Origin of the sequence: Pedobacter sp. MR22-3, from assembly GCF_026240075.1 — a bacterium.
Lineage (GTDB): Bacteria > Bacteroidota > Bacteroidia > Sphingobacteriales > Sphingobacteriaceae > Pedobacter.
This window is the reverse complement of the sequence record NZ_JAPIVF010000002.1, coordinates 579,817-605,349: the sequence shown is the minus strand read 5'-3', so window position 1 is coordinate 605,349 and position 25,533 is coordinate 579,817. Positions and strand designations below refer to the sequence as shown.

The following is a 25,533-nucleotide window of genomic DNA, read 5'->3' as shown; positions in this document are numbered from 1 at the left end:
CCATCATTCGAAAGATCGCTGGTTTGCCATGGAAGACCCGGAAAGTTTTTTAAATTTTCTTATGCGCCATTTTTTTTTGCCACGGAATAAACGGAAAATGATTTAGAAAACAACGCGTCTTATTTCTAAAATGGGCTTGCCGAAGTTTAATACTAAGCCAACGCTACATTCAGCGCATTTCAGGTAGTTTATAGTTTGTGCCAAATCTTCGCTATTCTACTTTTTGATTTTATTTCTAAAACTACAGTATCCAAAACTATAAAATCACATAAAAGCTATGCGGAAATAAAACATCCTTATAGTAAACAGGATAATATTTTTCGCTCTCATAAAAGTATCCGCGGCTTTCAAATTCGATAGAAAGCGCGTTTTTATAAATCTCAAGAAAACCACGACCTAAATCCTTATGAACTTCAATTGCAGCATTAATAATTAAATCAGTTTCATTTTTATAGGGAAGATTACCTTGTTTTATTTGATAATCCATAAATGAGAATTTTAAGCTAACTAAATTTTCTAATTTTTTCCTGTTTTTTATTCCGTGCTTTCCGTGGCAACTAATTTATTGTTTTCTTTTTTCCTTTAGTTGTATGCAACCTGCCAAAACAAAAAAAGCGTCTCGAACCTAATCGAAACGCTTTTCTATAATGAGATTTTTAAATCTTACTTAGCCAGTTCTTCTGCCATTGCAGCACCAATTTCAGCAGGACTTTCTACTACACGAATACCACACTCACGCATGATTTTCATCTTTGCAGCTGCAGTATCATCAGCACCGCCAACAATTGCACCAGCGTGACCCATTCTACGTCCCGGAGGCGCAGTCTGACCAGCGATGAAACCTACAACCGGTTTAGTACCGTGTTCTTTAATCCAGCGGGCCGCTTCAGCTTCCATTCCCCCACCAATTTCACCAATCATGATGATACCGTGTGTTTCAGGATCGTTCATTAATAACTTAACTGCTTCAACTGTTGGTGTTCCGATAATCGGGTCACCACCGATACCGATAGCTGTCGTAATACCTAAGCCTGCTTTAACTACCTGATCTACCGCTTCGTAAGTTAAAGTTCCTGATTTAGAAACCACACCTACATGACCTTTTTTGAAGATAAAACCTGGCATGATACCAATTTTAGCCTCATCAGCAGTAATCACACCCGGGCAGTTAGGGCCAATCAAAGTCACATCACGGTCTGAAATATATTCTTTAACCTGAATCATATCCTTAGTCGGGATGCCCTCAGTAATACAAACAATTACTTTAATACCACCTTCTGCAGCTTCCATAATGGCATCAGCAGCAAAAGCAGGTGGCACAAAAATGATAGATACATTTGCTCCTGTTTGATCAACAGCATCTTTAACCGTATTAAAAACAGGCTTTTCTAAATGCAATTGCCCACCTTTGCCAGGCGTTACACCACCAACTACGTTTGTACCGTACGCCAGCATCTGCTCGGCATGGTAAGTTCCTTCGTTTCCGGTAAAACCCTGAACGATAACCTTAGAATCTTTATTTACTAAAACGCTCATGTATCTATTTTTTTTGTGCAAAGCTAATATTATTGACTGGAAAGTCAAGCCTAAAAACAGATTATTTAGTCCATTTTTTCATGAAAATGTAAGGATTCGTTACTTTAGTGTAGAAAAATTAAGGACTAAAGCAGGAAGCTCAGGGCTTAAAGTTCGATGCAAGAAACAACAATATAGTTTAATACTGAAATCTACCTTATGAAAATCAAAATATTGATCATTACGGCCATTTTCGCCTCGCTGGCTGTTTGCGTTAATGCGCAGCAGAGCGGGGCCGCCGGATATATCCTGCAGAATGATGCGGAGGTGGCAAAGAAAGAACCCGGGACCCATCAGGGTGGGGGCGAAACCATCGGTTTTAATTTCTTCGGTGCGGCCAAAGACCTTAAAACAGTTTTTAAAAAAAGAATATTAAAGCCTGGATCTGCTATCGGTTATCATTTGCAAAAGGAAGATGAAATTTATTATGTCATCAGTGGAAATGGCATCATGCGGATGAATGGCAAAGTTTTCCCGGTAAAACCTGGTGATGCCATTTTAACCCGACCGGGAAGTTGGCATGGCCTTGCACCGGACCAAGACAATAACCTGGTTATCTTAATTGCTTACGAAAAGAAGTCACATTAGAATTTTTCTGTATTTACCATTACCAGGATAAGCTGTACTTCGTTTAATTAAGGCATTTCTATAATTGCAGCAGGCAGTTCTATGGTTGCCCTTCGTAAAAATACGTTGCTTTCAGGATCCCGAATCTTTGTAGCTCAAAACTTGATTGCAAATGCTACTAATGCAAAAAGCCAGATTAACTTTCATTAATCCAGCTTTGTTTATATTTTGCTTCGACAAAATCGCTTGGCCGACTAAAGACTTCCGACTCCAGACTTGAGACTTATTTCCATCCTTTTGCCCATTCGGCCTGTTCATGGTCATCCTGGAAAGTCCAGGCAACGAAACGACTTATTTTCTGTCCCTGACTCATTTGCACAGTACGCACCTCAAAGGCTTCTGCTTTAACCAAAGCACCATAAATGCTTTTTAAATTGGCACTTTTAGAAACCAGCGAGGTAAACCAAAGCACCTGGTTTTTGATTTGTGCACTTTGAATAATCATTTGTTCCACAAAAGCGCGTTCACCACCCGGGCACCAAAGTTCGGCCTTGTTGCCACCAAAGTTTAAAACGTGTTTCACTTCTTTTTCATTGCCACCCAGGTTGCGCCATTTTTGACGGGTACCCTGCTCTGCTTCTTTTAAGGAGGCATGAAATGGCGGATTGCAAACTACCGCATCAAAACGTTCAGTTCTACCCACAATCCCCCTGAAGATACCCATTTTTGATGATTGCTGACGGATTTCAATTGCGCCCTGCAACTCTTTGTTTGCCTCTATAATACGCTTTGCAGAATCTACAGAAAGCGGATCGATTTCAGAACCGACGAAATTCCAGCCGTATTCCTGATGGCCGATAATCGGATAAATACAATTGGCGCCCACACCAATATCCAGCACATGGACGTTTGCGCCTTTAGGATTCTTTCCTTTATTACTTGAACCTAACAGATCGGCTACATAGTGGATATAATCGGCCCTGCCCGGAATTGGCGGACAAAGAAAATCCTGCGGGATATCCCATTGAGAGATATTGTAAAAATATTTCAGTAATGCCCTGTTTAATGCTTTTACCGCATTCTGGTCTGCAAAATCAATCGAATCATCGTGATGTTCATTTTTGAAAACGAAACGTTTTAATTCTTTTGAAGTAGAAATAAGTTGTTTGAAATTGTAGCGCGAACGGTGTTTGTTGCGTGGGTGTAACTCGCTTTTTTCCTTGCGGTTATTTTGTTCTTCCTGAGCCAATGTGATCTGGTTTAATTAAACAAGCTGTGTGCATGTTTCTGCCGCAAAGATAGTCTAAATAGTTGGAAGTTGAGCGCATGGAGACGGGAGTCGAAAGTTACAAAGCGCTTCAGGCTTTGTGCATATAAGATAAAAATGCTTAGAGCTGGAAGTTTCGAGTATGGAGTTGCATAGAATATAAAACACAAATGGTTGAGTTTATGCACCACTATCCCATTAAACAGATCACTTCAAAATTATCTTTAATCCAGCGCACCAGGTTCTGCACTTAAACCAAACTCCTAATCTGCATCATCAAAAGCGTTTCTTCAAGGTTTTACATCAATCACATCACCAGCGGTAAACACCCCAAATTCGGCGTGACTAAATTTTAATAAACCTTTATCTGTATTTTTAAGTGCCACAGGATTGGCCAGCCGAATCACCTGACCTTCACCAGCTACAGTGGCCTTACTACCGTGTACAATAATGGCTGTGCTTTCATCAATCCCCACACAAACCAAATCGGGATGTGCGGCCAATGCCGAAATCAAACGGCTGTATCGGTTGCGTTTCAGAAAATGCTGATCAATAATGGTATTTTCCAGCAACCCTAAGCCCGGCGAAAACTCAATATTTTTATCCCGGAGTTTATTAAAAGCTTCTTTGTAAGCCGTATCTAAAAGCTGTTTTCCGGTAATCATATATTTACTCATTACGGCAGCTCCGGCGCTTGTGCCAGCAATAGTGGAACCATTTTTACAGGCTTTGTGTAGGGCGGTATAAATGGGTGTATTTAAAACAGACTTCATAAACCGGTTTTGATCGCCGCCTAAAATAGTAGATCAGCTTCGCTCCTGCAAGTGAATCAATCCAGCTTTTATCATTTACATCGTGTTTGTTAAAATTAAAGTTCCTGATCGGGTGTTGATCCAGCTTTTTCAATTGCAGAACAAGTGTTTTATAGCCAGAATCCGGGATTTCACTCGCCATAGGCAAAACGATAATATAATCCTTTGCTTTTAAATCAGCAGTATTCAACATTTGTTTCATCAAATCATCAGAACGATTTCCACCCCCGATAATGAACAAATTACCTTTATTTTGGGCATTTACAAAAATTGAAAAACCAGCCAGCACCAGCAACAAAAACAGCTTTTTCATTATTTATAAATGCTCACTTCAATTCTACCATCAGCCGTAATGGCGCCTCTGTACATGCCTTCTGTATTAAACGGCATGGTGATATTCCCTTTTCTATCCAGGGCAATCAAACCACCATCCCCACCCATTTTACCTACTTTATCTAAAGCAATTTTTGATGCTTTAACAACCGATAAACCTTTGTATTCCATTAAATCTGAAATGGTTTTGGCAACCACATTACGGATGTAAAATTCCCCCCAGCCTGTACAGGAAATACCGGCCGTTTCATTATTGCAATAGGTACCGGCACCAATAATGGGTGCATCGCCTACCCTTCCATACTTTTTATTGGTCATGCCTCCCGTGGAAGTTCCGGCCGCTAAGTTACCTGCCTTGTCCAGCGCCACACAACCTACGGTACCAAATTTATAATCGTGATTTTTTATACCCAAAAGCTCAGATTTTTTGCTGCCATGATCCAATACGGCTTTGGTAGAATCTTCTTTAATGGCTTGCTGCAAACCATCCCAGCGTTCTTTCGTCCAAAAGTATTTTGGATCTACGATTTCCAGACCTGCTTCCTTTGCAAACAGATCAGCACCTGCACCAACCAGCATTACATGTTCTGATTTTTCCATCACCGCCCTGGCTGCAGAAATTGGATTTTTAATTGTAGTGACGCCGGCAACAGCACCCGCCATTAATGTTTTTCCATCCATCATGGCGGCATCCAGTTCATTTTTACCCTCATGTGTAAAAACAGCCCCTTTGCCTGCATTAAAGTGCGGGTCATTTTCCAGTACTTGAATGGTTGCTTCCACAGCATCCAGACTAGATTTTCCAGCTTTTATTTGTGCGTAACCTGTTTGCAATGCCTGTGTTAAAACCGCTATATAAGCCGCCTCCTTTTCAGGTGTCATGTTCTTTTTAAGAATGGTTCCGGCACCACCATGGATCACCATCACATATTTTTTCTGCTGTGCAGATACGTTCAATGTAAATAAAACAATTAGGAAAAGTATGGATTGCTTAAATATTTTCATCTTTCAGGTATAAAGAGGTTAAATTAAGAAATTCTATCGAGAAAAGGTTAGATTAAACCTTGGCAATTCCTTTTGAAGAAAACTGCAGGTCGTAAAGTTTTTTATAGTAGCCATCAAGTTTCAATAGTTCCTGATGCGTACCTTTTTCTTTGATTTCGCCTTTATCCAAAACAACAATCAGATTGGCCTTCTGAATGGTAGATAAGCGGTGTGCAATCACAATCGAAGTTCTGCCCTCCATTAAGTTATCGATGGCTTTTTGAATCAGCAATTCTGTTTCGGTATCTACCGATGAGGTGGCCTCATCTAAAACGAGAATAGCCGGATTGTGGACCAGTGCACGAATAAAGGAGATCAACTGGGCTTGTCCGGCAGACAGTGTAGCCCCTCTTTCCATCACATTATACTGGTAGCCCCCGGGTAAACGCTCAATAAACTCATGAGCGCCCACCTTTTTTGCCGCATTTACGACTTGCTCCATGGTTATTTCAGCATTATTGAGTGTAATGTTATTCAGGATGGTATCTGAAAACAGGAAAACATCCTGAAGCACCGTGGCAATGTGGCTACGCAGGTAATCTAAATCAAAATCTTCAATCTGAATGCCATCTACTGTAACCTTTCCTTTTCCTGTTTCATAAAAGCGGTTTAAAATATTGATTGTTGATGATTTGCCTGCACCGGTTGCACCCACTAATGCAATAGTTTCACCGGCCTTCACCTCGAAAGTTAAATCTTTCAATACATAATGATCCTCATTATAGGCAAACCAAACGTTTTTAAATTCGATATTACCTGCCAGTTTTTCTGGCTTTTGACGCCCTTCATTAGGTGTAGTGTCTTTGGTATCAAGCACTTTAAATACACGTTCTGCGCCAACCATCCCCATTTGGAGAGTATTAAATTTATCGGCCAGCTGTCGAATGGGCGTAAAAACCATCCCCAGGTACATAATGAACTGGGTAATTGTTCCTGGTGTTACATCAAGTGGCTTCGCTAAAATACTCCTCGCACCATACCAGATCAATAAACCAAGGGACATGGCTGAAATCAGTTCTACTACAGGAAAAAATATAGAATAATACCAGTTGGACCTGATATTCGCATCGCGGTAACGCTTATTGATGGCATAGAATTTCTTATACTCCTGACGTTCTCTTGCAAAATACTGCACAATAGAAACACCTGTAATGTGTTCCTGCAAAAAAGTATTCAGGTTGGAGACCTCGTTTCTGATTTCCTGGAAAGCGATTTTTATGGCTTTCTGAAATTTCCGGGTGGCCATGATCAGGAGCGGTATGGGTAACAGTACTACTATACTCAGCTCCCAGTCGGTATACAGCATCACTCCAACAATGACCACCACCTGGAGTGAATCGCCAATCATGGAGATCAATCCTTCCGAAAAGATATCGGCTATGGTTTCTAAATCGGATACCGTGCGGGTAATCAATTGCCCGATGGGGGTCTGATCAAAAAACTTTAGCCTGAGTTTGGTAATGTGATTAAACACATTTATTCGTAAATCACGAATAACAGACTGGCCCAGCGTATTGGTTAAAAGGGTATGGTTATACTGAATCAGCGTTTGAAGGATCAGCATAAAAATCATCAGCATGGTCATGTTCACCAAACCCGAATATTTACCGGCCAGAATATAATGATCAAGTGTATATTTAATTAAAAAGGGACGAATGGGAGAAATTGCGGCCAGTAAAACCGTTAAAATGACCGACCATACAAAAACAGCACGATAAGGCTTAACATATTGAAAAATACGCTTTAGTAATCCTGTGTTATATACGTCGCCTGTTACTGCCATTTTTTAAATTTTGAATGAATGAATTTTGAATGAATGAATAACCACTCTATAATTCAATCAATCTGTAATTCTATAATTTTGAATGAATGAATTTTGAATGAACGAATAATCATTCTATAATTCAACCAATCTGTAATTCTATAATTTTGAATGAATGAATTTTGAATGAACGAATAATCATCCTATAATTCAATCAATCTGTAATTCTATAATTTTGAATGAATGAATTTTGAATGAATCAATAACCATTCTATAATTCAACCAATCTGTAATTCTATAATTTTGAATGAATGAATTTTGAATGAATGAATAACCATTCTATAATTCAACCAATCTGTAATTCTATAATTTTGAATGAATGAATAACCATTCTATAATTCAATCAATCTGTAATTCTATAATTTTGAATGAACGAATAATCATTCTGTAATTCAATCCATCTATAATTCTATACTTCAATCATTTTTTATATACGGATATTCTATTTTAACCAAATACAAACCACAGGCTGGCACGGATTGACCGGCATTGCTTCGGTTTTTACTTTCAATAATTGTTTTAAATCCAGCTAGATTAAGTTCATTTTTGCCAACGCTTACCAGTGTTCCCATAATTGCCCTGACCATGTTCCGCAAAAAACGATCAGCCTGAATGGTAAACACCAAACCTCCATCTATCTCTGCAAAAAAGGCCTGGGTAATTTTACAATTATTCGTAAATGTTTGGGTATTAGATTTACTGAAACAGGAGAAATCAGAATAATCAAACAATAGTGCAGCCGCCTCATTCATCGCTACGATATTTAGATGATCTTTTACTAACCAGGATCTGTTGAGTTTAAAAGGATCTTTCGCAAAATGGATAAAATACTGATAAGCACGTGATATTGCATCGAAGCGGGCATGTGCGGCATCATGTACCACAATAATCTGCTTTGCTGCAATCTGGTAAGGTAAAAGTGCGTTTATACCTGAAATTGAATTTAAAACCTTATTTTCTTCTATTTCATCCAGATCAAAATGGGCATAAAAATCTTTGGCATGTACACCTGAGTCAGTTCTGCCGCAGCCCAATGTTTCAACAGCTTGTCTAAAAACAGTCGACAATGCCTTATCCAATAGCTCCTGAACGGTTATGGCATTGGGCTGAATTTGCCAGCCATGGTATAAGCTGCCATCATATGCGATTTGTATGAAATACCTTTTTCTGTTCAAAGCGCTGCAAAAATACGTTTTAGGTAGCAAAGGGCAAAGGGTTTAGTTTATTGGATTCGGCGGTTAGGTGAAAGCACAAGCCTAATGTTTGAATCTCTTTTATCCTACCGATAAAAAAGTTATTTTTGCCAAAACAGTTTAAATTAACATGATACAAAGGATACAATCAATTTGGCTTTTCTTAGCTACTGTCGTTCTGATCTTAATGCTTTTCTTACCAATTGCCACAAAAACCGTTGATGGTTCTGAAGCCATACTCTATACCTATGGATTACATCGTTTCATGCACGTGCAAAGCGGAAGTGCATTAAATGCTGAAGTATTTTTGCCGCCATTAATTGTAAATATCATCCTGATTCTTTTATGTTTTGTCAATATCTTCAATTTTAAAAGAAGAACGTTACAAAAACGCCTGGTAATTTTGACCATACTGACCATAATTGGTTTTGCATTTTTGTGCAGTTTTTACGCAAAAGAGCTTCCGGGCGGCATTGAAGGTGCGAGTTTTGGAATGGGTGCCTATATGCCTGCATTGGCTATTTTATTTCTCATTTTAGCTATTTTTGGCATTAACAAAGATGAACGCTTAATTCGTTCAGCTGAAAGGTTAAGATAGTTTAACTTCACCAGCAGATATGTCGAAAATTTTGCTCCAAACCACTAAAGCAATTTCCAGCCTATTAAATAAAAGACCAATAACTTATCCCCTGTTATTGGTTTTATTTTGTGGCATATTATCTTGCAGTAAACGTATTCATACTTTTGGAAAAACCATTATCCCTGAAAGTACTGATACTGTTTTTCTTCGAAAAAGAATAGGCAAAATAAAAAGCTTCAATACCGATGTTTTTACGAGGGGATCATTCAATGGTAATGCTGACACCGCAATTGTTTACCGCTTGTTTAAACCTGGCCATATTAAAGGTAAACACCCTTTAGTGATTGTGTTTCATGGATCCAATGCCGTTGGAAATGACAATAACAGCCAGTTGGGAATTTTGGCCAAGCTGTTTGCAATGGATGAAATACAGGCCAGATACCCGGCTTTTATTTTAGCACCGCAGGTTCCTTCGAGATCATCAAATTATATACCGGATAAAAATAGAAATGTTTTAACTTCAGTACCGCAATCTTGTCTGCAAACAGCATTGCAATTAATAGACAGTTTGAAAAACACTTTAAATATTGATGAAAAGAGAATTTATGTAGTCGGTTTTTCGATGGGTGCTTCTTCTGTGATCAATGCGCTATCTTTAAAACCTGGTTTATTTGCCGCCGGCATCAGCATATCTGGCATACCACAGTTCGATCACATCAACGAACTGGCAAACACCCCCATTTGGTTGATTCATGGAAACAGGGATACAGAAAACCCTTTTAACAGCGACAAGCAATTTTACATGGAATTAAACCACAACAAAACCAGATTTTGGGAATTCGACCATCTGGCCCACAACGATATATTTGCGCCAGCCATATTAACCGATGAGTTACCGAAGTGGTTATTTAAAAACAAACGCAAATAATTGCATTCCCCCCGCCAACTAAACCCGGTTGGAGTGAAAATCCTTTTTAAAACCGGAAAGGTTTAAAAAGATTGAAACGGAAAACGGGACTGCTGCGACACAAGCACTACTGCAACCGCTTTCCAAATAAAAACGCCCATCGCTGACGTAGTCACAACCTTCACTTAAACCTGTTCCATCCAACATTTCCCATCATCCTTTTCTCATTTTCCTTTAGTCGCTTATTCTCAAATATTTAGCTCAAAAAACTATTTACTTGATTATCTGTAAAATACGAAATATTAACCTTACCTTTGCGGCTCAATTAAAAATAAAAGACGAATGACAAACCCATTTCAATTATTGGGGATAAGTGATGACGTCGTTAATGCCGTAAAGGACCTTGGATTCGAAAATCCAACGCCGATTCAGGAGCAAAGTATTCCTGTACTGTTAGAAGGCACTAATGATTTTGTTGGTTTGGCCCAAACAGGAACAGGAAAAACAGCCGCATTTGGTTTGCCGCTGTTAGAACTAATCGATTTTAAAGTTAATAAACCACAGGCATTGATTTTATGCCCTACCCGTGAGTTATGCTTGCAGATCGCTAACGACCTTAAAAACTTTTCTAAAAACATTGCTAATGCCCACGTTGTTGCCGTTTACGGTGGCGCGAACATTATGCAACAACTACGTGAAATACGCCAAGGCGTTCAGATCGTAGTGGCCACGCCCGGCCGTATGTTGGATATCATTGGCCGTAAAGCCATCGATTTTTCTTCAGTTAAATATGTTGTGCTTGATGAAGCTGACGAGATGTTAAACATGGGTTTCCAGGATGACATCAACGACATTTTATCAACTACACCTGATGACAAAAAAACCTGGTTATTCTCGGCTACCATGCCAGCAGAAGTTCGCCGTATTGCTAAAAAATACATGAACGAGCCTGTTGAATTAACCATGGGCACTAAAAACACTGGTAACGTAAACATCGAACACGAATATTATATTGTTCGTGCCCGTGATAAATACGCGGCCTTAAAACGTATTGTAGATTTCAACCCTGAAATTTTTGCGGTAGTATTTTGTAAAACCAAACTGGATACACAAGATGTTGCAGAGCACTTAATTAAGGATGGCTACAATGCCGATGCTTTACACGGCGATTTATCGCAACAACAACGTGATAAAGTAATGCAACGTTTCCGTGAGCGTAACATGCAATTATTAATTGCTACTGATGTTGCTGCCCGTGGTATCGATGTAAATAACGTAACACACGTCATCAATTATTCTTTACCTGATGAAATTGAAAGTTATACCCACCGTTCTGGCCGTACCGGTCGTGCGGGTAAAACAGGTATATCCATCTGTATCATCAACTCTAAAGAAGTTGGAAAAATCCGTCAGTTAGAACGCATTATTGGTAAGCAATTTACCAAAGCTGAATTGCCTACCGGATTTGATGTTTGTGAAAAACAATTATTCTCTCTGGTACATAAAGTACACAACGTTGAAGTTAACAACGAACAGATTGACCAGTACATTCCCCGTATTATGGATGAATTTGCTGATTTGACCAAGGAAGACGTAATCAAACGTTTCGCTTCATTAGAATTTAACCGTTTCCTGGATTACTATTCTAAAGCACCTGATTTAAATGCAGCTGTTGGCGATGACCGCGGTGAAAGAGGTGAGCGTGGTGAAAGACGCGGACGTGGTAGCGAAGGCTACACCCGTTTGTTTATCAACCTGGGTTCTGTAGATGAATTTACCCGTGGCGATATGTTATCATTTATCTGTAATAATGGTAAAATTGGTGGCAAAAGCGTTGGCAAAATTGATTTAAAAGGTGTTTTCTCTTTCTTTGAAGTTGAAGATGCTGTAGCTGATACCGTTTTTGAAGGTTTCAAATCTGTTGAATTTAATGGTCGCCAGGTTCGTATTGAAAAAAGCGGAGATGGCGGTCGTGAAGGTGGTGGTGAAAGACGCGGTGGCGGAGAAAGACGTAGCGGTGGTTTCGGCGGTGAACGCAGAGGCGGCGGTGGCGGTGGTTTCCGTGGCGGCGACAGAAGATCATCTGGCGGTAGCGGCAGACGCGAAGGCGGAAGTCGTGAAGGCGGAGCCAGCAGTGGTGGTTTCAGAGATTTCTCTGGCCGTAGCCGTGATGAAAAAGGTGGAAACACCGGTGGTAGCGGACGTAGAGAAGGTGGAAATCGTGAAGGCGGAAGCGGCGAACGCAGAAAAAAATGGTAAATCACTAAACCAAATATTTCACAACCGGTCTTGTTTATTCAAGGCCGGTTTTTTTTGGCCATTTTTTTTGTATTCATCACTACATGAGCGTATATTATCAATTTTATTGCCGAAACCAGCTCGCAGGTTTTGATTATTCAAATTAACTCAATATAAATTATGAAAATCCTACAACCAATTTATAAAATGCAAATAAGAGAAATTAATTTGCTGAAATTTGTAGCTATCTTATTTATGCTAACACTTTTATTTAGCATAAATACTATGTCGCAGGAGAAAAATCAAATGGTTCGATTGGCCAAAATTAAAGTTGCCCCATTACAACTAGACAAATATAATAGGGCATTAAAAGAGCAAATGACTGCTGCCATTAGTTTTGAGCCAGGTGTATTAACCTATTATGCTGTTTCCGACAAAAATGATCCATCACATGTTACCATACTTGAAATTTATGCCGATACTGCTGCATACCAAAAGCATATCACAACAGCTCATTTTAAAAAGTATAAAGAGACGGTTAAGGATATGGTTAAATCTTTAGAACTTGTTGATGTTGATTTGATTGCTGCCGCCAAAAAACCTGACTAATAGATTCTTAATTTTATAAAAATAATCTAAAATGAATACATTCATATCAACCGTCATCTAGTTTAAATATCATCAGTAATCGCTTCAACATTTGGAGTATTTTTTTTGCCAAAAAAATCAGAAAGTGAAATGTGAAGCTCTTCGCAATGAAATTATTTAACAATTGTAAAATAGTTATGTAGCTTTATATTTATCCTTAAATTGCACTACATTCGCTGATTATGCAGGCAAAATACATCTCCTATCAGGAAACCGGTTCATTTTCTAAACTGGTTTTGGATTACATCCATAACGAAGAAGCACTACAGCCTTTTTACAGTTACCGCCCTGATATGGAAGGTTTAAATGAAGCCATAGAGCGCAGGAATTTTCTAGGCGACCGGAACATCCTCGCAGATGTGCTCAAGAAGCAATATGAAAACCTGAAAACCAATAAATCTGTATCCAAAAATATTGAATTACTTGCCAGTGAAAATACCTTTACTGTCACCACGGGGCACCAGTTAAACCTTTTTACTGGTCCGCTTTATTTTATTTATAAAATTGTTACGGCCATTAACCTGGCCATTGAGCTGAAAATCGCGCATCCTGAAAAAAACTTCGTGCCGGTTTATTGGATGGCAACAGAGGATCATGATTTTGAGGAAATTAACCACGTCAGTGTTGATGAAAAAAACATCAGCTGGATACAAAAAACAAATGGTGCAACAGGCAGGCTAAGTACTAAAACTGTTGCTGCTGCTGTTACGGCTTATAAGGGTTATCTGGGCATCTCTAAAAACGGAAAACATATTGCCCGCCTGGTTGAAAAAGCCTACCTTGAACATGATAACCTCGCAGATGCGACCCGGTACCTCGTGAATAAATTATTCGAAAAATATGGGCTGGTTATTGTTAATGCCGATGATCTAGCACTGAAAGGTTTATTTAAACACATCATCGCTGCAGATATTACGGCACAGAACAGTGCTAAAAACATCGAAAACAGTTCAAAAGATTTAGAAAGCTTAGGTTATAAAACCCAGGTGAATGGTCGTGATATTAATTTCTTTTACCTGAAAGATGACTTACGCGAACGGATCATTTTCGAAAACGGCAAATATGTGGTAAACCATACGCCAATCAGTTTCAATGAAGATGAATTAAAAACAGAAATCAATGAATATCCGGAACGCTTTAGTCCGAATGTGGTGATGCGCCCCATGTATGAGGAAGTGATCTTACCAAACATTGCCTATATAGGTGGTGGCGCTGAAGTGGCTTACTGGATGCAGTTAAAGGCTAATTTTGATTATTATAAAGTTGATTTCCCGGTATTATTGCTGCGTAACTCTGCCTTATTGATTGATAAACGAAGTGCTGAAAACTTATATAAGTTAGGCTTTTCGCTGGAAGACATCTTTCTGCCAGTTGAAGAATTAAAAAATGAGTGGGTTAAGAAAAATACCAGCGCTCAATTAAGTCTGGCAGATGAAACCAGGGCCATTAACAGCATTTTTGATCAGATTAAACTGAATGCCTATAAAATTGATAAAACCCTCTCCGTTTCTGCAGATACCGCAAAGCAGAAAACTAATCATCTGCTGGCTAACCTGGAAAAGAAATTATTCAGGGCTGAAAAACGCAAGCATGAGATGGCTTTAATCCAGATTGAAAATGTTAAGAAAAGACTTTTTCCAAATGGAACCATGCAGGAAAGAACGTTAAACATTGCGCCGATGTATGTAAATTACGGGGAGGACTTTATTTCTACCTGCATTGAGAATTTTGAACCATTGGGCGGAGATTTTACCTTATTGCTACCATAAGAGCAAGTATAAAAGAACAAAGAGTAAGGGTAAAAGAGCCAGGTATAAAGAAAAAAACCGACACATAGCAGAAAATATAAAAAATGAAACCTGATTTAAAGGCATAAATCATTGTTCTTTGCTCTTTATTCATTAATCAAAAATTAAAAATGAACTTCATCACTTTTACCGAAAGCAAACTCCGAACTTTTACCTGTAACGTGTTTAAAAAAATGGGTTGTTCTGATGAACATGCTACTTTAGCTACAGATGTATTAATCCGTTCAGATTTACGGGGAATTGATTCGCATGGTGTGGCACGTTTGAGTGGTTATGTGCGTTTATGGGAAAAGAAAAGAATTAATGCCACACCCAATATTAAAATCGTACATGAAACACCAACCACTGCCACTATTGATGGTGATGCAGGCTTAGGTTTAGTGGTGGCACCTTTTGCGATGCAGGTAGCGATAGACAAGGCTGAAAAATATGGTAGCGGATGGGTTTCAGTTAAAAACTCTAACCATTTTGGTATCGCGGGCTATCATGCCTTAATGGCGGTAGAAAAAGATATGATCGGCATCAGCATGACCAATGCGAGTCCCCTGGTGGCGCCTACTTATGCCAGCGAAAGGTTATTGGGAACCAACCCTATGTGTTACGCCTTTCCAGCGGGAAAATATCCACCCGTAATTGTGGATATGGCTACCGCAGCTGCTGCCAATGGAAAGTTAGAAATTGCCCAAAGGGCAAATAAAAGTATTCCGGATGGCTGGGTTCAGGATAAAAACGGAGAAATTTCTACCAACCCGAATGAATTAAAAAGCGGTGGTTCACTTTTGCCCTTAGGCAGTGACAAAGATCATGGCAGCCATAAAGGTTACGGATTGAGCGCTACTGTTGATATTTTATCGGCGGTACTTTCAGGTGCTAATTACGGCCCATGGGTACCTCCCTTTGTAGCTTTCCTGGAGCCTTCGGCAAATCCGGTCGGCGAGGGACTCGGACACTTTCTGGGAGCCATGCGGGTAGATGGTTTTCGCCCTGCAGCAGATTTTAAAAATCATTTAGATAACTGGATCGAGCGGTTCAAAAATGCTGAAACAATCGATCCTGATAAAAAAGTGATTATTCCCGGCGAACCTGAGCATGAATTTGAACAGGAAAGAAAGGTTAACGGAATTCCTTTAATTGATGTGGTGGTTAAAGATTTGAATGAACTGGCTGTTAAATTAGAAATTGAGGGGTTAGATTAGCCAATTTGCAGTGTATATTATCTATAATGACTGTTCAGCCTTCTTTTCATCTATATATGGGTTCAAATAAGCCCCGTTCAAATTTCGTATTTAATAACCGTACCAAGTCATCATCAATTCTGGATTAGGGCATACTGCCATCTAGAAATGCAGGCAAGAACAGTTTATAGTGCTGATAACTCACCTGGAAAATCATATCCAGACCTGCATTGATCGCCTGGGCGGTAACACCATCATAATTTTTTGCCGTGAAATGTAATACATTGGCACCACTTACGGTCTTTTTTACTGCGGAATAAATTCAAAAGCCAGGGCAGCAGTTTTTTCAAGCTTCGGTAAGGATAAAATGATTTCACCACCTACATTTTGCCATCTCACTTTCTTACCTGTTGATAAAAGAAGAACGTCAGTACCTTTTTTCGGTATATTATTGCGCCATTTTATTACACCAGGAATAGCCTCATCTGCATGAATACAATAGATTGCAAAACGCTTTTTGCCATCCTTACTTTGTGTAAACCAGGTTTGTCCGTCGTGATAGTTTTTGGTGATTCGGGTATTGTAAATGGCTTGTCCATTTTTGGAAGTCCATTTCCCGATTTCACTTAATTTCTGAGTCACTTCGTCGGGTAGTGTCCCATCTGGTTTAGGGCCGATTCCAAGAAGCAAACTGCCTCCTTTGGCTACAATTTCCACTAATTTATGTACTACCTCGCCAGCCGGCTTATATTGGTCATTGGGCACGAAACCCCATGCACCACCCAAAGTCATACAACTTTCCCATGGATGATCCAGTTGTGTATCAGGAATTTTTTGTTCAGGTGTCTGATAGTTTTCATAAGGACCATGAACGGTACGATCTACCATCAGTAAACCAGGTTGTGCCTTTCTGGCCATGGCCGCTATTTTTGGCATATCAATGTCCTGACTCCATTTCGGGATTGGTGCACCCCATGAAAGTACTTCTTCATTCACCGTTTCCAGCGGACGAACCCAGCCACCATCCAGCCAGAGAATATCAATACTTCCATAATTATTCATTAATTCGCCAATCTGGTTATACGTAAATGATTTGAACATATTCCAGCGCCAGGGGTATTTCTTGATGTCATAGTTATTATTGCGATCGGGCGTGGCGTATTTTTGCCACCAGTAATATTGCGAGTGCCAGTCTGGTTTAGAAAAGTAGGCACCAATCATAAAGCCATCTTTTCTAAAGGCATCAAAAACATATTTCGCTACATCAGCTTTGGGATTATTAGCAAAAGGCCCTTTGGCAATACTAAAATCACTTTCTTTGGTATCAAACATGGCGAAACCATCGTGATGCTTGGTGGTAAAAACCAGGTATTTCATGCCTGCTGCCCTGCCGGCAGCCGACCATTGTTCAGGATTAAATTTAGTAGGATTAAATTGCTTACTATAATCCCAGTAAGTCTTTTTATAATCTTCATAGGAAATGGTGGTGTCTCTTTCAATCCAGTCTTCGGAGCAGATGGACCATGATTCGATAATTCCAGGAACAGCGTACAACCCCCAGTGGATAATCATACCGAACTTTTCATCCTGCCAATGATCCAGCTTTTCTTTTACCAATGGATCTTTGGGCCATTCATAAGTGGTAGATTCTTTTACAATATCATGGCGTTGGGCATAAAGAAGGTTGGCACAGAATCCGAGAGTCAGCACTAAAAGTAATTTTTTATTCATGTGTAAATATAAAAATCCCAGCCATTTTAGTGACTGGGATTAGTGAATCATTTAATTAAGGCATCCAGAATATTTTGGTTTTCCGGGTATCTTTTGAAACAACAGCCTGATAGTTTTCGCTGTTAAGTGTTTTTTCCTTTGCAGGATAAATTAATCTTGTTGGAGGGGTATCAAAACCGGATAACTTTCCGGTTGTTGGAAATGTTAATACCGGGAAACCAGTTCGTCTATATTCAGACCATGCTTCCGTTGATTGTAATACACCATAGTGTAACCATTTTTGCGTGTAAATCTGAGTAAGTTTTGCAGCTGACGAGCCTGCGTAAGTAGCTGTTGATGAATTAACCCAGGTATCTACCACTGAAGTTGCAGGAGCAGCTACATTTTTGAAGCCACCACCTTGGTTTAAATTGTTTAAGTAATGATAGAAAGTTACTGATTGTCTTAACGCATTATCATAGGCCGTTTTTGCATCAGTTGTACTTCCCCATCTTTCAAAAGCTTCCGCTTTGATAAAGTTTACTTCAGAAGCTGTAATTAAAATTCCAGGAAGTTTTTGGTTAAACAAGAAGGTTGCCGAATCTAGAACAGCATAATCAGCAAAACCAGCCTCTTGTTGAGCAGTGGTAAAAGTAATTGGCATTGCTCTATAAGTCGCATTTGGAACAAAAACATCTTGGTTATTAATTTTGACAGTACGCCCGTATTTATCATAAATTACCGGAATACGCGGATCATTTGCTGGTAACATTACCGTATTTAATGCATAATCAGTTGCATACCAGCTACCTTCAAAGAATGCATCACGCAAATCACTGGAACTATTTGTGAGTGGTGTAAGTAAAATATCAGAAGCTGCTGGATTATAAGTTCCCACATTGCCACCATCTACCAAGGGGTAGGTATTTTGATTAGCTAACATGGCCAATATCGCAGTCCTTGCAGTCGCTTCATCTGTTCTGGATATGCGCATTAATAACCTTAAGCGTAGAGAATTAGCATAACGTGCCCACATATTCATATTTCCCTTCAATAAAATATCCGATTTTGAAAATGCAGCAGTTGTAGTATTAGTATTAAAATAGGTTCCTAACGCATCTAAATCAGCAATAAATGATGTATATAATGCTTTTTGTTCATCATATTTAGGGTTGTTGATTGTATTTGTAGTATTTAAACTTCCAGCTGCTGAAAATGGAATATCACCCCACAAATCAACCATTTTAGCCGCCTGCTCTATTAATACTACTTTTGCTGCTTGCATAATTACTTTTTGACTGGCCTGATCTGCCGCAGAAAGCGTATTATATTTCGTTTCCATCGTTCTGTATTGTGCCATTACACCACTACCATTACCACCAGTGCTATAAAAATCATCCCAGTATTGCTGAGAGTAACCATCATTTTGCTGATAAATTGTATTTCCATTTGCGATATAGCTGGTTTGTGCATATACGCCAGGCATTTGTGTTAGAAACGTACGTACATTCCAATATTTTGCCGCTACCCTGTCATTATTTAACATACCTGTAAATAGCCCGGTCACACTAGGATCCAGAACTTTTTCCGGATTATTAAATTTTTCATCAAGGTTCTTTTTACAACCAACCACAGTTGTTATTGCAATTAAAAGAAAGCTTGCTTTTATGATTAACTTTTTCATAATTCTTTTTTCTTATCTGATTAAAAGTTTGCATTTAAAGAGAAACCAAAGTTTCTGGATGCAGCTGTAGAACCTACGTCAACACCTTGAGACCACCATTTATTACCTAGTGGTGCTTCAGGATCCAAATCTTTTAATGTGCGGTGGATATAGAATAAGTTACGTCCGATTAAAGAAAAACGCATGTTGGTAATGCCTATCTTTTTGGTAAAAGTTGAAGGTATTTTATAACCTAGCGTAATTTCTCTCATTTTGATATAGTTATTTTTGAATATCTCTGCTTCAGTTAGCGATCCTTCACCCCAATTGTAAGTAGTGATGTAATAATCAGCTGCTGAAAGGATTTTGGTATTTGGCAAGCCAGTTGTTTGATTTACACCTTGTAAAAGTACACCGTCATTATAAGTTTTGCCGTTGCTGGTATAAGAAATTCCACCATTTTCAGCATCTCTAAACTCCATTGAATTCTCCAGCATACCTGCACCAAGTATATACTTTAAGTTAGGGGCGATCATTTTACCACCGAAGCGATAATCGATTGTAAAATCTAAAGAAAAGTTACCATAACTAAAGGTATTTGAAAATCCACCAACTGCTTTAGGCATAATATTTCCAGCTTTTACGTATACTGAATTATCCATTACATAGAAGCCATCATCATTGATCAGGTAGTTTCCATTTGCGTCAGTCTTACGTGGACGAATGTAAATATTTCCAAGATCTTCACCTGCTCTTGCTACAATTTTAGCAGTGGCCTGATCAGAACTATAGAAGTTGATTTCAGAATTAGCATCTTTTAAAGAGTTAACTTTAGATTTATTGGTCGAGAAATTTAATCGTGTGTCCCATCTAAACTTTCCTGTTATTGGCGTTGCATTTAAAGCTACTTCGAATCCTCTGTTACCGATCTCACCAACATTTACAATCTGGCTTTGTGCACCATTAGTTGCTGAGATGTCAAGTGGTAAAATCTGGTTTTTGATTTTATTATCATAATAACTAAAATCAAATCCTAATCTTCCTTTTAAGAAACGGGTTTCCAATCCAAATTCAGCTTCATGTTTCTTTTCGGGCAATAGGTCAAGATTACCATATGATCTAGGTGCCAGAATAGATGGTACTGATCCATTGATGGTTTGAAGGGAATTTTGGGTATAAGCAATATTCGCTTCGTATATTGGAGGCGCATTACCTACTACACCATATGATGCTCTCAATTTACCATAATCCCAGAATGACGGAAGTTTTACTACATCACTGAATACAAATCCACTGTTGACAGAGAAGTAAGAATACTGATTATTTTGTGGCGGCAAAGTAGAAACATATTCTCTTCTGCCGGTTGCTTCCACAAAAAGGAAATCTTTATAGCTAAAGTTTGCTATCCCTAAATAAGCATATTTTAATTGTTCTTTTCTTGCTTCTGTTGTTTCAGCCACATTAAATGAATTTGATAAGGCAAAGAAATTCTCCGTTACCAAACCATCCCTTGTATTTGATTTTAAATCTTTATAGGTTTCTTTTCTGCCCTGATAACCTCCGCTTAATGACAAGCCGAAATCTTCCCCAATTTTATTTGAATAGGTCACCAATGCATCTCCATACAATATCGCATACTGACCTTGGTTTGTGGTATAAGCACCGGTACTGGTGTTGCCATTCAGCGCACTAGGAATTTCTGTGAACTGTCTGTTCTCCGCTTTTAAGCTGGTATAATCATTACCAATACGCCCCCTAAATTTTAAGTTTTTGGCAAAATCATAATTTAAGGTAAAACTCGACAATAACCTGTTTTCATTTTCATTATACTGGTTTTTTAATTGTTGCCAATAAAAATCTAATAAGTTTGTTGCCCTGATATTGTAAACAAACGGCTCCGGACGGTTTGGTTGATCGAATGTTGAATATTTATAGCCATTGCTGGTTTGGTATTTTTCCTTCATCAGCCCCATATCTTCTGCACGGCTAAAGAATCCTGCAAACGAACCTAATACCTGTCCTAATTGATATGGCCTATTAATAGTTTTAGTATTTACATAACTTACAATTACGTCAGCAGATAATTTTGGTGCTAATTTGATTGTAGAGTTTAAGTTGAATGAATTTTTTGATCCTGTATTTCCTGGTTGCGTTCCTTTATAATCTAAGCGTGATGCTGAAAAACGATAATTCAATGCATCTGTTTGATTAGAAATAGCAACGTTTGCATTTGAGGTATAACCATCCTGATAAACATCTTTGTAATTATTTGGCTGTGGTGAATAAGAACGAATTGATCCATCCCACCATCTCACCTGCTGACCTTCCATTTTAGGCCCGAAGTTGGCATAAGCCCTGAAATATGGCCTTAATCCTGTCGGTGAAAGCAGATCTGCAATCCATCCTTCTTCCGTTGCACCATTTGCTACGTTAGTTTCTCTGTCGTAACCTGGTCCATAGGTATTTTGAAAGTTTGGTAAAAATGCAACCTGGTCTATTGATCCCTGATAGTTGAAATCAATTCCTAAACCGCGGTTTTTAGAACCTTTTTTAGTCGTGATTACCACCACACCACTGGCTGCATCAGAACCATACAATGCGGATGCACTTGCACCTTTTAAAACGGTCAAGCTCTCAATATCTGCAGGATTGATATCTAAAATACCGTTACCGCGCACACGTTGATCATCTGAATAGTTATTATTGTTTGCACCTGTAGCTCCATTCTGTCCATCATTTCTAATCATTACACCATCCACCACATATAAAGGTTGCTGGTTGTAATTAATAGAGTTAATGCCGCGAATCTGAACATTTACCGCACTACTGGCACCACCTGGCGCAGTGGTCACTTTTACACCCGCAGCTTTACCATACAATGCCGATGCAAAATTGGTGTTACCTGCTTCCGTTAATTGTTTCGCCGTTACTGTACTTACAGCATATCCCAGAGATTTTTCTTGTCTCTTGATACCCAGCGCAGTGGTTACCACATTCACTTCATCCAATTGATTGGAACTTTCTTTCAGGGTTACGTTTAATGTTGTTTGACCGCCATATACAATTTCTTGTTTTGCATATCCAATAGCAGTAAAAACCAGCGCTTCTTTAGCATTTACAGCGATGGAGAACTTTCCGTTCCCATCTGTCTGGGTAACTTTAGATGTGCCTTTGATAGAAATACTGACCCCAGGAAGAGGACCAGAAGCATCTCTCACCGTTCCGGAGATGCTTGTTTGTGCGTAAGATGTTATTGTTAACAAGGTTAACAACAGTATACTTAAGCACCTTAAGTACATTTTTTTCATAATTCTTTGTTGTTTAGGGTTATTAGTTGATTGGATACGCGTTCTACTTTACTTGCTATTTATTTGTTAGGTTTGTTTACTTATTCGAATTGACTGTTCTCGACCATTAAACTGGCTGCAGCCAAAAGTTCAGCCTCATCAGTCAGTGTTGATAATTTTATAGTTGTAAATTCCGAAATACGAGGCATGCAAAACTGATTAATGGCCTGCTGAATAGATGGCAAAAACATTTTTCCTACTTTAGCCCCTCTTCCACTCAGCACCACACACTCCGGATTTAACAGGTGCATTAAGGTGGAAAGCCCTTTTCCAATCTGAAATGCGGCTTTGGAAAGAATAGAAATGGCTAATGGGTCCTGCGCTTCTACAGCATCTAAAAAATGATCTCCGGGATGTTTGGTTTTATCTTTAAAGAGTATGGACATGCTGGATTCGGCACCTTCTTCCAGCGCCCGTTCTGCTTTCTCAGCCATCACAAGCAAAGATGTGTCTACTTCCAGGCAACCTCTTTTTCCACAGGCACATAGATTATTGCTATCGGATAAGGGAATATGACTGAACTCACCTGCATAACCCCGACTTCCACGATAAAGCTTTCCATTTACAATCATGCCTAATCCCGTACCCCATCCTATGTTTACCACCATCACATCCTGTAAATCAATTGCTTCACCAAAATTGAGCTCAGCCAGGGCAATTAAACTGGAGTCATTGTCTATCGATACGGGAAGATTTATTTTTTTTGAAAGATATTCCTGAAGCGTTTCACCACTTTCAACAAACAGGAACGAAGAATTGATACCCAATTGTGTATTTACGAAACCCGGCATACCAATTCCAACGCCAATGATATCATTACGCTTGATTTTGGATTTTTGAATACTATTGCTAATGAAGTCAGCGAGTACGTCCACATCTTGAAAAGAATCAGACATATTCAGATCAAGGTGTTCAATCGGTAAAATCACCCTTCTGGATAAATCATATATGGTAAGCCTGGTAATCAGCTGATCCATTGCCACCGCTATGATGTATTTCTGGTGATCGGGATTTAGTAAATAGATGGATGCCCGTCTGCCTCCCGTGGATGGCGCAAGTCCTTGTTCAAGAATATAACCTTCTGCTATTAAACCATTTACAATAGCAGTAACCAGCGGCAAACTTTTTTTGGTGAGTTTACTTAAGTCTGTTAAGGATAAAGCCTTTTTATAATAAAGATGCTTGATAATATCAGCCCGAAGCCGCTGACCTTTCTCAATAATTACCGACATTTTTATTTGGTTTATCAACAAACTTAATAAATATTTTTAAAACATTATCCGACTTATTAATTTTTTTTAAAAGTATTTTCCCAAACAAAAAAAGGCCTGAATTACTCCAAGCCTTTTTTTGTTTGGTTATCGTTTAATTTAATTTATACTTTTGAACAACCTGTTCCATCTGATTTTATGAAAAAAAGAAGCATCAGCATCAAAACTCATCCAGATAAATAATGCTTTTCCAACTACATGATCTTCAGGAACAAAGCCCCAATATCTTGAATCTGTAGAGTTGTGGCGGTTATCCCCCATCATCCAATAGTAATTCATTTTGAAAGTATAAGTAGTGGCGGGCTGATTATTGATATACCAAACACCACCTTTTTGTTCTACCTTATTTCCTTCATAAGTTCTGATGGCCCTGTAATAAAGCGGCATGGTATTGCTATCAATTTTTATCGTCCAGCCTTTTGCAGGAATTTTGACCGGGCCAAAATTATCCACATTCCATTTTCGATTTGGATCCAGCGGGAAAAGATCACCATCATTAGCAGTAGATGGCGTTACAGATAGTTCGACAGATTTTACAAAATCAAGCGGCTTTAATTTCTGAATCATTTCCGATGTGGCATTGGCGATGTAGGTCTCTCCGTCAAGCTGTTGCATTTCACTGACTTTAAATCCCAAATTGCTGAATACCTCAAGATTAACATTGGCTGTGGTTAATTTAATTTTATAAGGCATCTGACCTGTATTTTTTAAGGGGTCTATTTTACCATTAATGCTTACTATGCCATTTTTCATCGCAACTACATCACCAGGAATTCCTATACATCTTTTAATGATATTTTCTCTTTTATCTACAGGCCTGCTGGTGACGGTATATTGGCTGTTTACAGTTTTCCAGTCAGACTGACGAATCAAATTATAATAACTGGGTTCCTGATTTTCAAGAGCCACCGTATCTCCTACCGGTAAATTGAAAACCACCACATCATTTCTTTTGATTTCAGATAAACCGGGTAGACGGTGATATTTCCATTGAATACCATCCCAATATGCTTTGGTACCGGTTAAGGGCATGGTATGGTGAGCAAAAGGAAATGCTACAGGGGTCATGGGGATTCGGGCACCATAATTTACTTTACTGACAAAAAGAAAATCACCTATTAAAAGTGATCTTTCCATTGACCCTGAAGGAATGGTATAGGCTTCAATAAAAAAAACACGAATAATTGTTGCTGCCACTACTGCAAAAACAATCGCATCTACCCATTCCCGGGTTTTGGTTTTCTTCTTTTTATGATCATTTTTCTTTTTCCAGATTTTCCAGTTCATAATAATGATTGATACAATGGGTTTTAGATGAAGAGAAGGTTATTTTGTTACAGGCATGTAGTGATGTGCTATTTTTCCCTGTGCGTTCGCTTGCCTCAACTAACCGCCGAAGGGCTTTACTTTTGGCCTGGCCCATAAAGTAACAAAAGACCAAGGTTGCATTAAAATACGCCTTCACATCGCTACTGTCAGCCAGAGATAAGATGGAGACCTGCGTTTTTAATCAATACATTCATTGTTAACCGAACCAGGCCTTCTAATTGCTAGTTACGTATTACACGCCCTT

The 25,533-nt window shown here is 38.9% G+C and carries 21 protein-coding genes; 7 read left to right on the top strand and 14 right to left on the bottom strand.

Annotated features, from left to right (window positions below; genetic code table 11):
- Window positions 1-102 precede the first annotated feature (102 nt).
- From OQ267_RS22535 to sucD, 3 genes are all read right to left on the bottom strand, one after another.
- A complete protein-coding gene (locus tag OQ267_RS22535; RefSeq protein ID WP_416348655.1) occupies window positions 103-204 on the bottom strand; it encodes a GxxExxY protein in 102 nt (33 codons plus the stop codon).
- A gap of 52 nt (window positions 205-256) precedes the next feature.
- Window positions 257-487 (bottom strand): GxxExxY protein, encoded by a 231-nt coding sequence (locus OQ267_RS06280; RefSeq protein WP_265835267.1) that lies wholly within the window; start codon window positions 485-487, stop codon window positions 257-259.
- 176 nt (window positions 488-663) lie between these two features.
- Window positions 664-1,536 (bottom strand): succinate--CoA ligase subunit alpha, encoded by an 873-nt coding sequence (gene sucD / locus OQ267_RS06275; RefSeq protein ID WP_088299300.1) that lies wholly within the window; start codon window positions 1,534-1,536, stop codon window positions 664-666.
- Between the two features lie 198 nt (window positions 1,537-1,734).
- On the opposite strand from sucD, the gene OQ267_RS06270 reads away from it, so the two are divergent.
- Complete coding sequence (locus tag OQ267_RS06270; RefSeq protein WP_265835266.1) at window positions 1,735-2,163, top strand: cupin domain-containing protein; 429 nt, start codon at window positions 1,735-1,737, stop codon at window positions 2,161-2,163.
- 262 nt (window positions 2,164-2,425) lie between these two features.
- On the opposite strand, the gene rlmF is transcribed toward OQ267_RS06270, so the two are convergent.
- The 6 genes from rlmF to truA form a co-directional block, all read right to left on the bottom strand.
- On the bottom strand, window positions 2,426-3,391 hold the full coding sequence (gene rlmF, locus OQ267_RS06265) for a 23S rRNA (adenine(1618)-N(6))-methyltransferase RlmF (RefSeq protein WP_265835265.1): 966 nt from the start codon (window positions 3,389-3,391) through the stop codon (window positions 2,426-2,428).
- A gap of 308 nt (window positions 3,392-3,699) precedes the next feature.
- On the bottom strand, window positions 3,700-4,182 hold the full coding sequence (locus OQ267_RS06260) for a cyanophycinase (RefSeq protein ID WP_265835264.1): 483 nt from the start codon (window positions 4,180-4,182) through the stop codon (window positions 3,700-3,702).
- Window positions 4,130-4,534, bottom strand: a complete 405-nt coding sequence (locus OQ267_RS06255) for a hypothetical protein (protein WP_265835263.1) — start codon at window positions 4,532-4,534, stop codon at window positions 4,130-4,132. Before OQ267_RS06255 ends, OQ267_RS06260 begins: the two co-directional genes overlap by 53 nt.
- The gene (locus tag OQ267_RS06250; RefSeq protein WP_265835262.1) at window positions 4,534-5,559 is read right to left on the bottom strand and encodes an isoaspartyl peptidase/L-asparaginase family protein; all 1,026 of its coding nucleotides are present in this window, start codon (window positions 5,557-5,559) and stop codon (window positions 4,534-4,536) included. Before OQ267_RS06250 ends, OQ267_RS06255 begins: the two co-directional genes overlap by 1 nt.
- 52 nt (window positions 5,560-5,611) lie before the next feature.
- The gene (locus OQ267_RS06245) at window positions 5,612-7,381 is read right to left on the bottom strand and encodes an ABC transporter ATP-binding protein (protein WP_265835261.1); all 1,770 of its coding nucleotides are present in this window, start codon (window positions 7,379-7,381) and stop codon (window positions 5,612-5,614) included.
- A 455-nt stretch (window positions 7,382-7,836) separates the two neighbouring features.
- Entirely contained in the window at window positions 7,837-8,595 is a 759-nt protein-coding gene (gene truA / locus OQ267_RS06240; protein WP_265835260.1) for a tRNA pseudouridine(38-40) synthase TruA, read from the bottom strand.
- A 148-nt stretch (window positions 8,596-8,743) separates the two neighbouring features.
- Between truA and OQ267_RS06235 the strand changes: the two genes are divergently transcribed.
- From OQ267_RS06235 to OQ267_RS06210, 6 genes are all read left to right on the top strand, one after another.
- Window positions 8,744-9,211 (top strand): DUF4293 domain-containing protein, encoded by a 468-nt coding sequence (locus OQ267_RS06235; RefSeq protein ID WP_265835259.1) that lies wholly within the window; start codon window positions 8,744-8,746, stop codon window positions 9,209-9,211.
- 19 nt (window positions 9,212-9,230) lie between these two features.
- Window positions 9,231-10,121 (top strand): dienelactone hydrolase family protein, encoded by an 891-nt coding sequence (locus OQ267_RS06230; RefSeq protein ID WP_265835258.1) that lies wholly within the window; start codon window positions 9,231-9,233, stop codon window positions 10,119-10,121.
- Window positions 10,122-10,442: 321 nt separating this feature from the next.
- Complete coding sequence (locus OQ267_RS06225; RefSeq protein WP_265835257.1) at window positions 10,443-12,359, top strand: DEAD/DEAH box helicase; 1,917 nt, start codon at window positions 10,443-10,445, stop codon at window positions 12,357-12,359.
- 159 nt (window positions 12,360-12,518) lie between these two features.
- Window positions 12,519-12,947 (top strand): putative quinol monooxygenase, encoded by a 429-nt coding sequence (locus tag OQ267_RS06220; protein WP_265835256.1) that lies wholly within the window; start codon window positions 12,519-12,521, stop codon window positions 12,945-12,947.
- Window positions 12,948-13,168: 221 nt separating this feature from the next.
- Complete coding sequence (gene bshC, locus OQ267_RS06215; protein ID WP_265835255.1) at window positions 13,169-14,755, top strand: bacillithiol biosynthesis cysteine-adding enzyme BshC; 1,587 nt, start codon at window positions 13,169-13,171, stop codon at window positions 14,753-14,755.
- A 149-nt stretch (window positions 14,756-14,904) separates the two neighbouring features.
- Entirely contained in the window at window positions 14,905-15,990 is a 1,086-nt protein-coding gene (locus OQ267_RS06210; protein WP_265835254.1) for an Ldh family oxidoreductase, read from the top strand.
- Window positions 15,991-16,275: 285 nt separating this feature from the next.
- On the opposite strand, the gene OQ267_RS06205 is transcribed toward OQ267_RS06210, so the two are convergent.
- From OQ267_RS06205 to lepB, 5 genes are all read right to left on the bottom strand, one after another.
- The gene (locus OQ267_RS06205; RefSeq protein ID WP_265835253.1) at window positions 16,276-17,700 is read right to left on the bottom strand and encodes an alpha-L-fucosidase; all 1,425 of its coding nucleotides are present in this window, start codon (window positions 17,698-17,700) and stop codon (window positions 16,276-16,278) included.
- A 55-nt stretch (window positions 17,701-17,755) separates the two neighbouring features.
- Window positions 17,756-19,363: a SusD/RagB family nutrient-binding outer membrane lipoprotein gene (locus OQ267_RS06200; RefSeq protein WP_265835252.1), complete on the bottom strand. Its 1,608-nt coding sequence runs from the start codon at window positions 19,361-19,363 to the stop codon at window positions 17,756-17,758.
- 20 nt (window positions 19,364-19,383) lie between these two features.
- Window positions 19,384-22,650: a SusC/RagA family TonB-linked outer membrane protein gene (locus OQ267_RS06195; RefSeq protein WP_265835251.1), complete on the bottom strand. Its 3,267-nt coding sequence runs from the start codon at window positions 22,648-22,650 to the stop codon at window positions 19,384-19,386.
- Window positions 22,651-22,730: 80 nt separating this feature from the next.
- Entirely contained in the window at window positions 22,731-23,921 is a 1,191-nt protein-coding gene (locus OQ267_RS06190; protein WP_265835250.1) for an ROK family protein, read from the bottom strand.
- 138 nt (window positions 23,922-24,059) lie between these two features.
- Window positions 24,060-25,247 carry a signal peptidase I gene (gene lepB / locus OQ267_RS06185; RefSeq protein WP_265835249.1) on the bottom strand — a complete coding sequence of 396 codons (1,188 nt, stop codon included), beginning with the start codon at window positions 25,245-25,247 and terminating at the stop codon, window positions 24,060-24,062.
- Window positions 25,248-25,533: the final 286 nt, after the last annotated feature.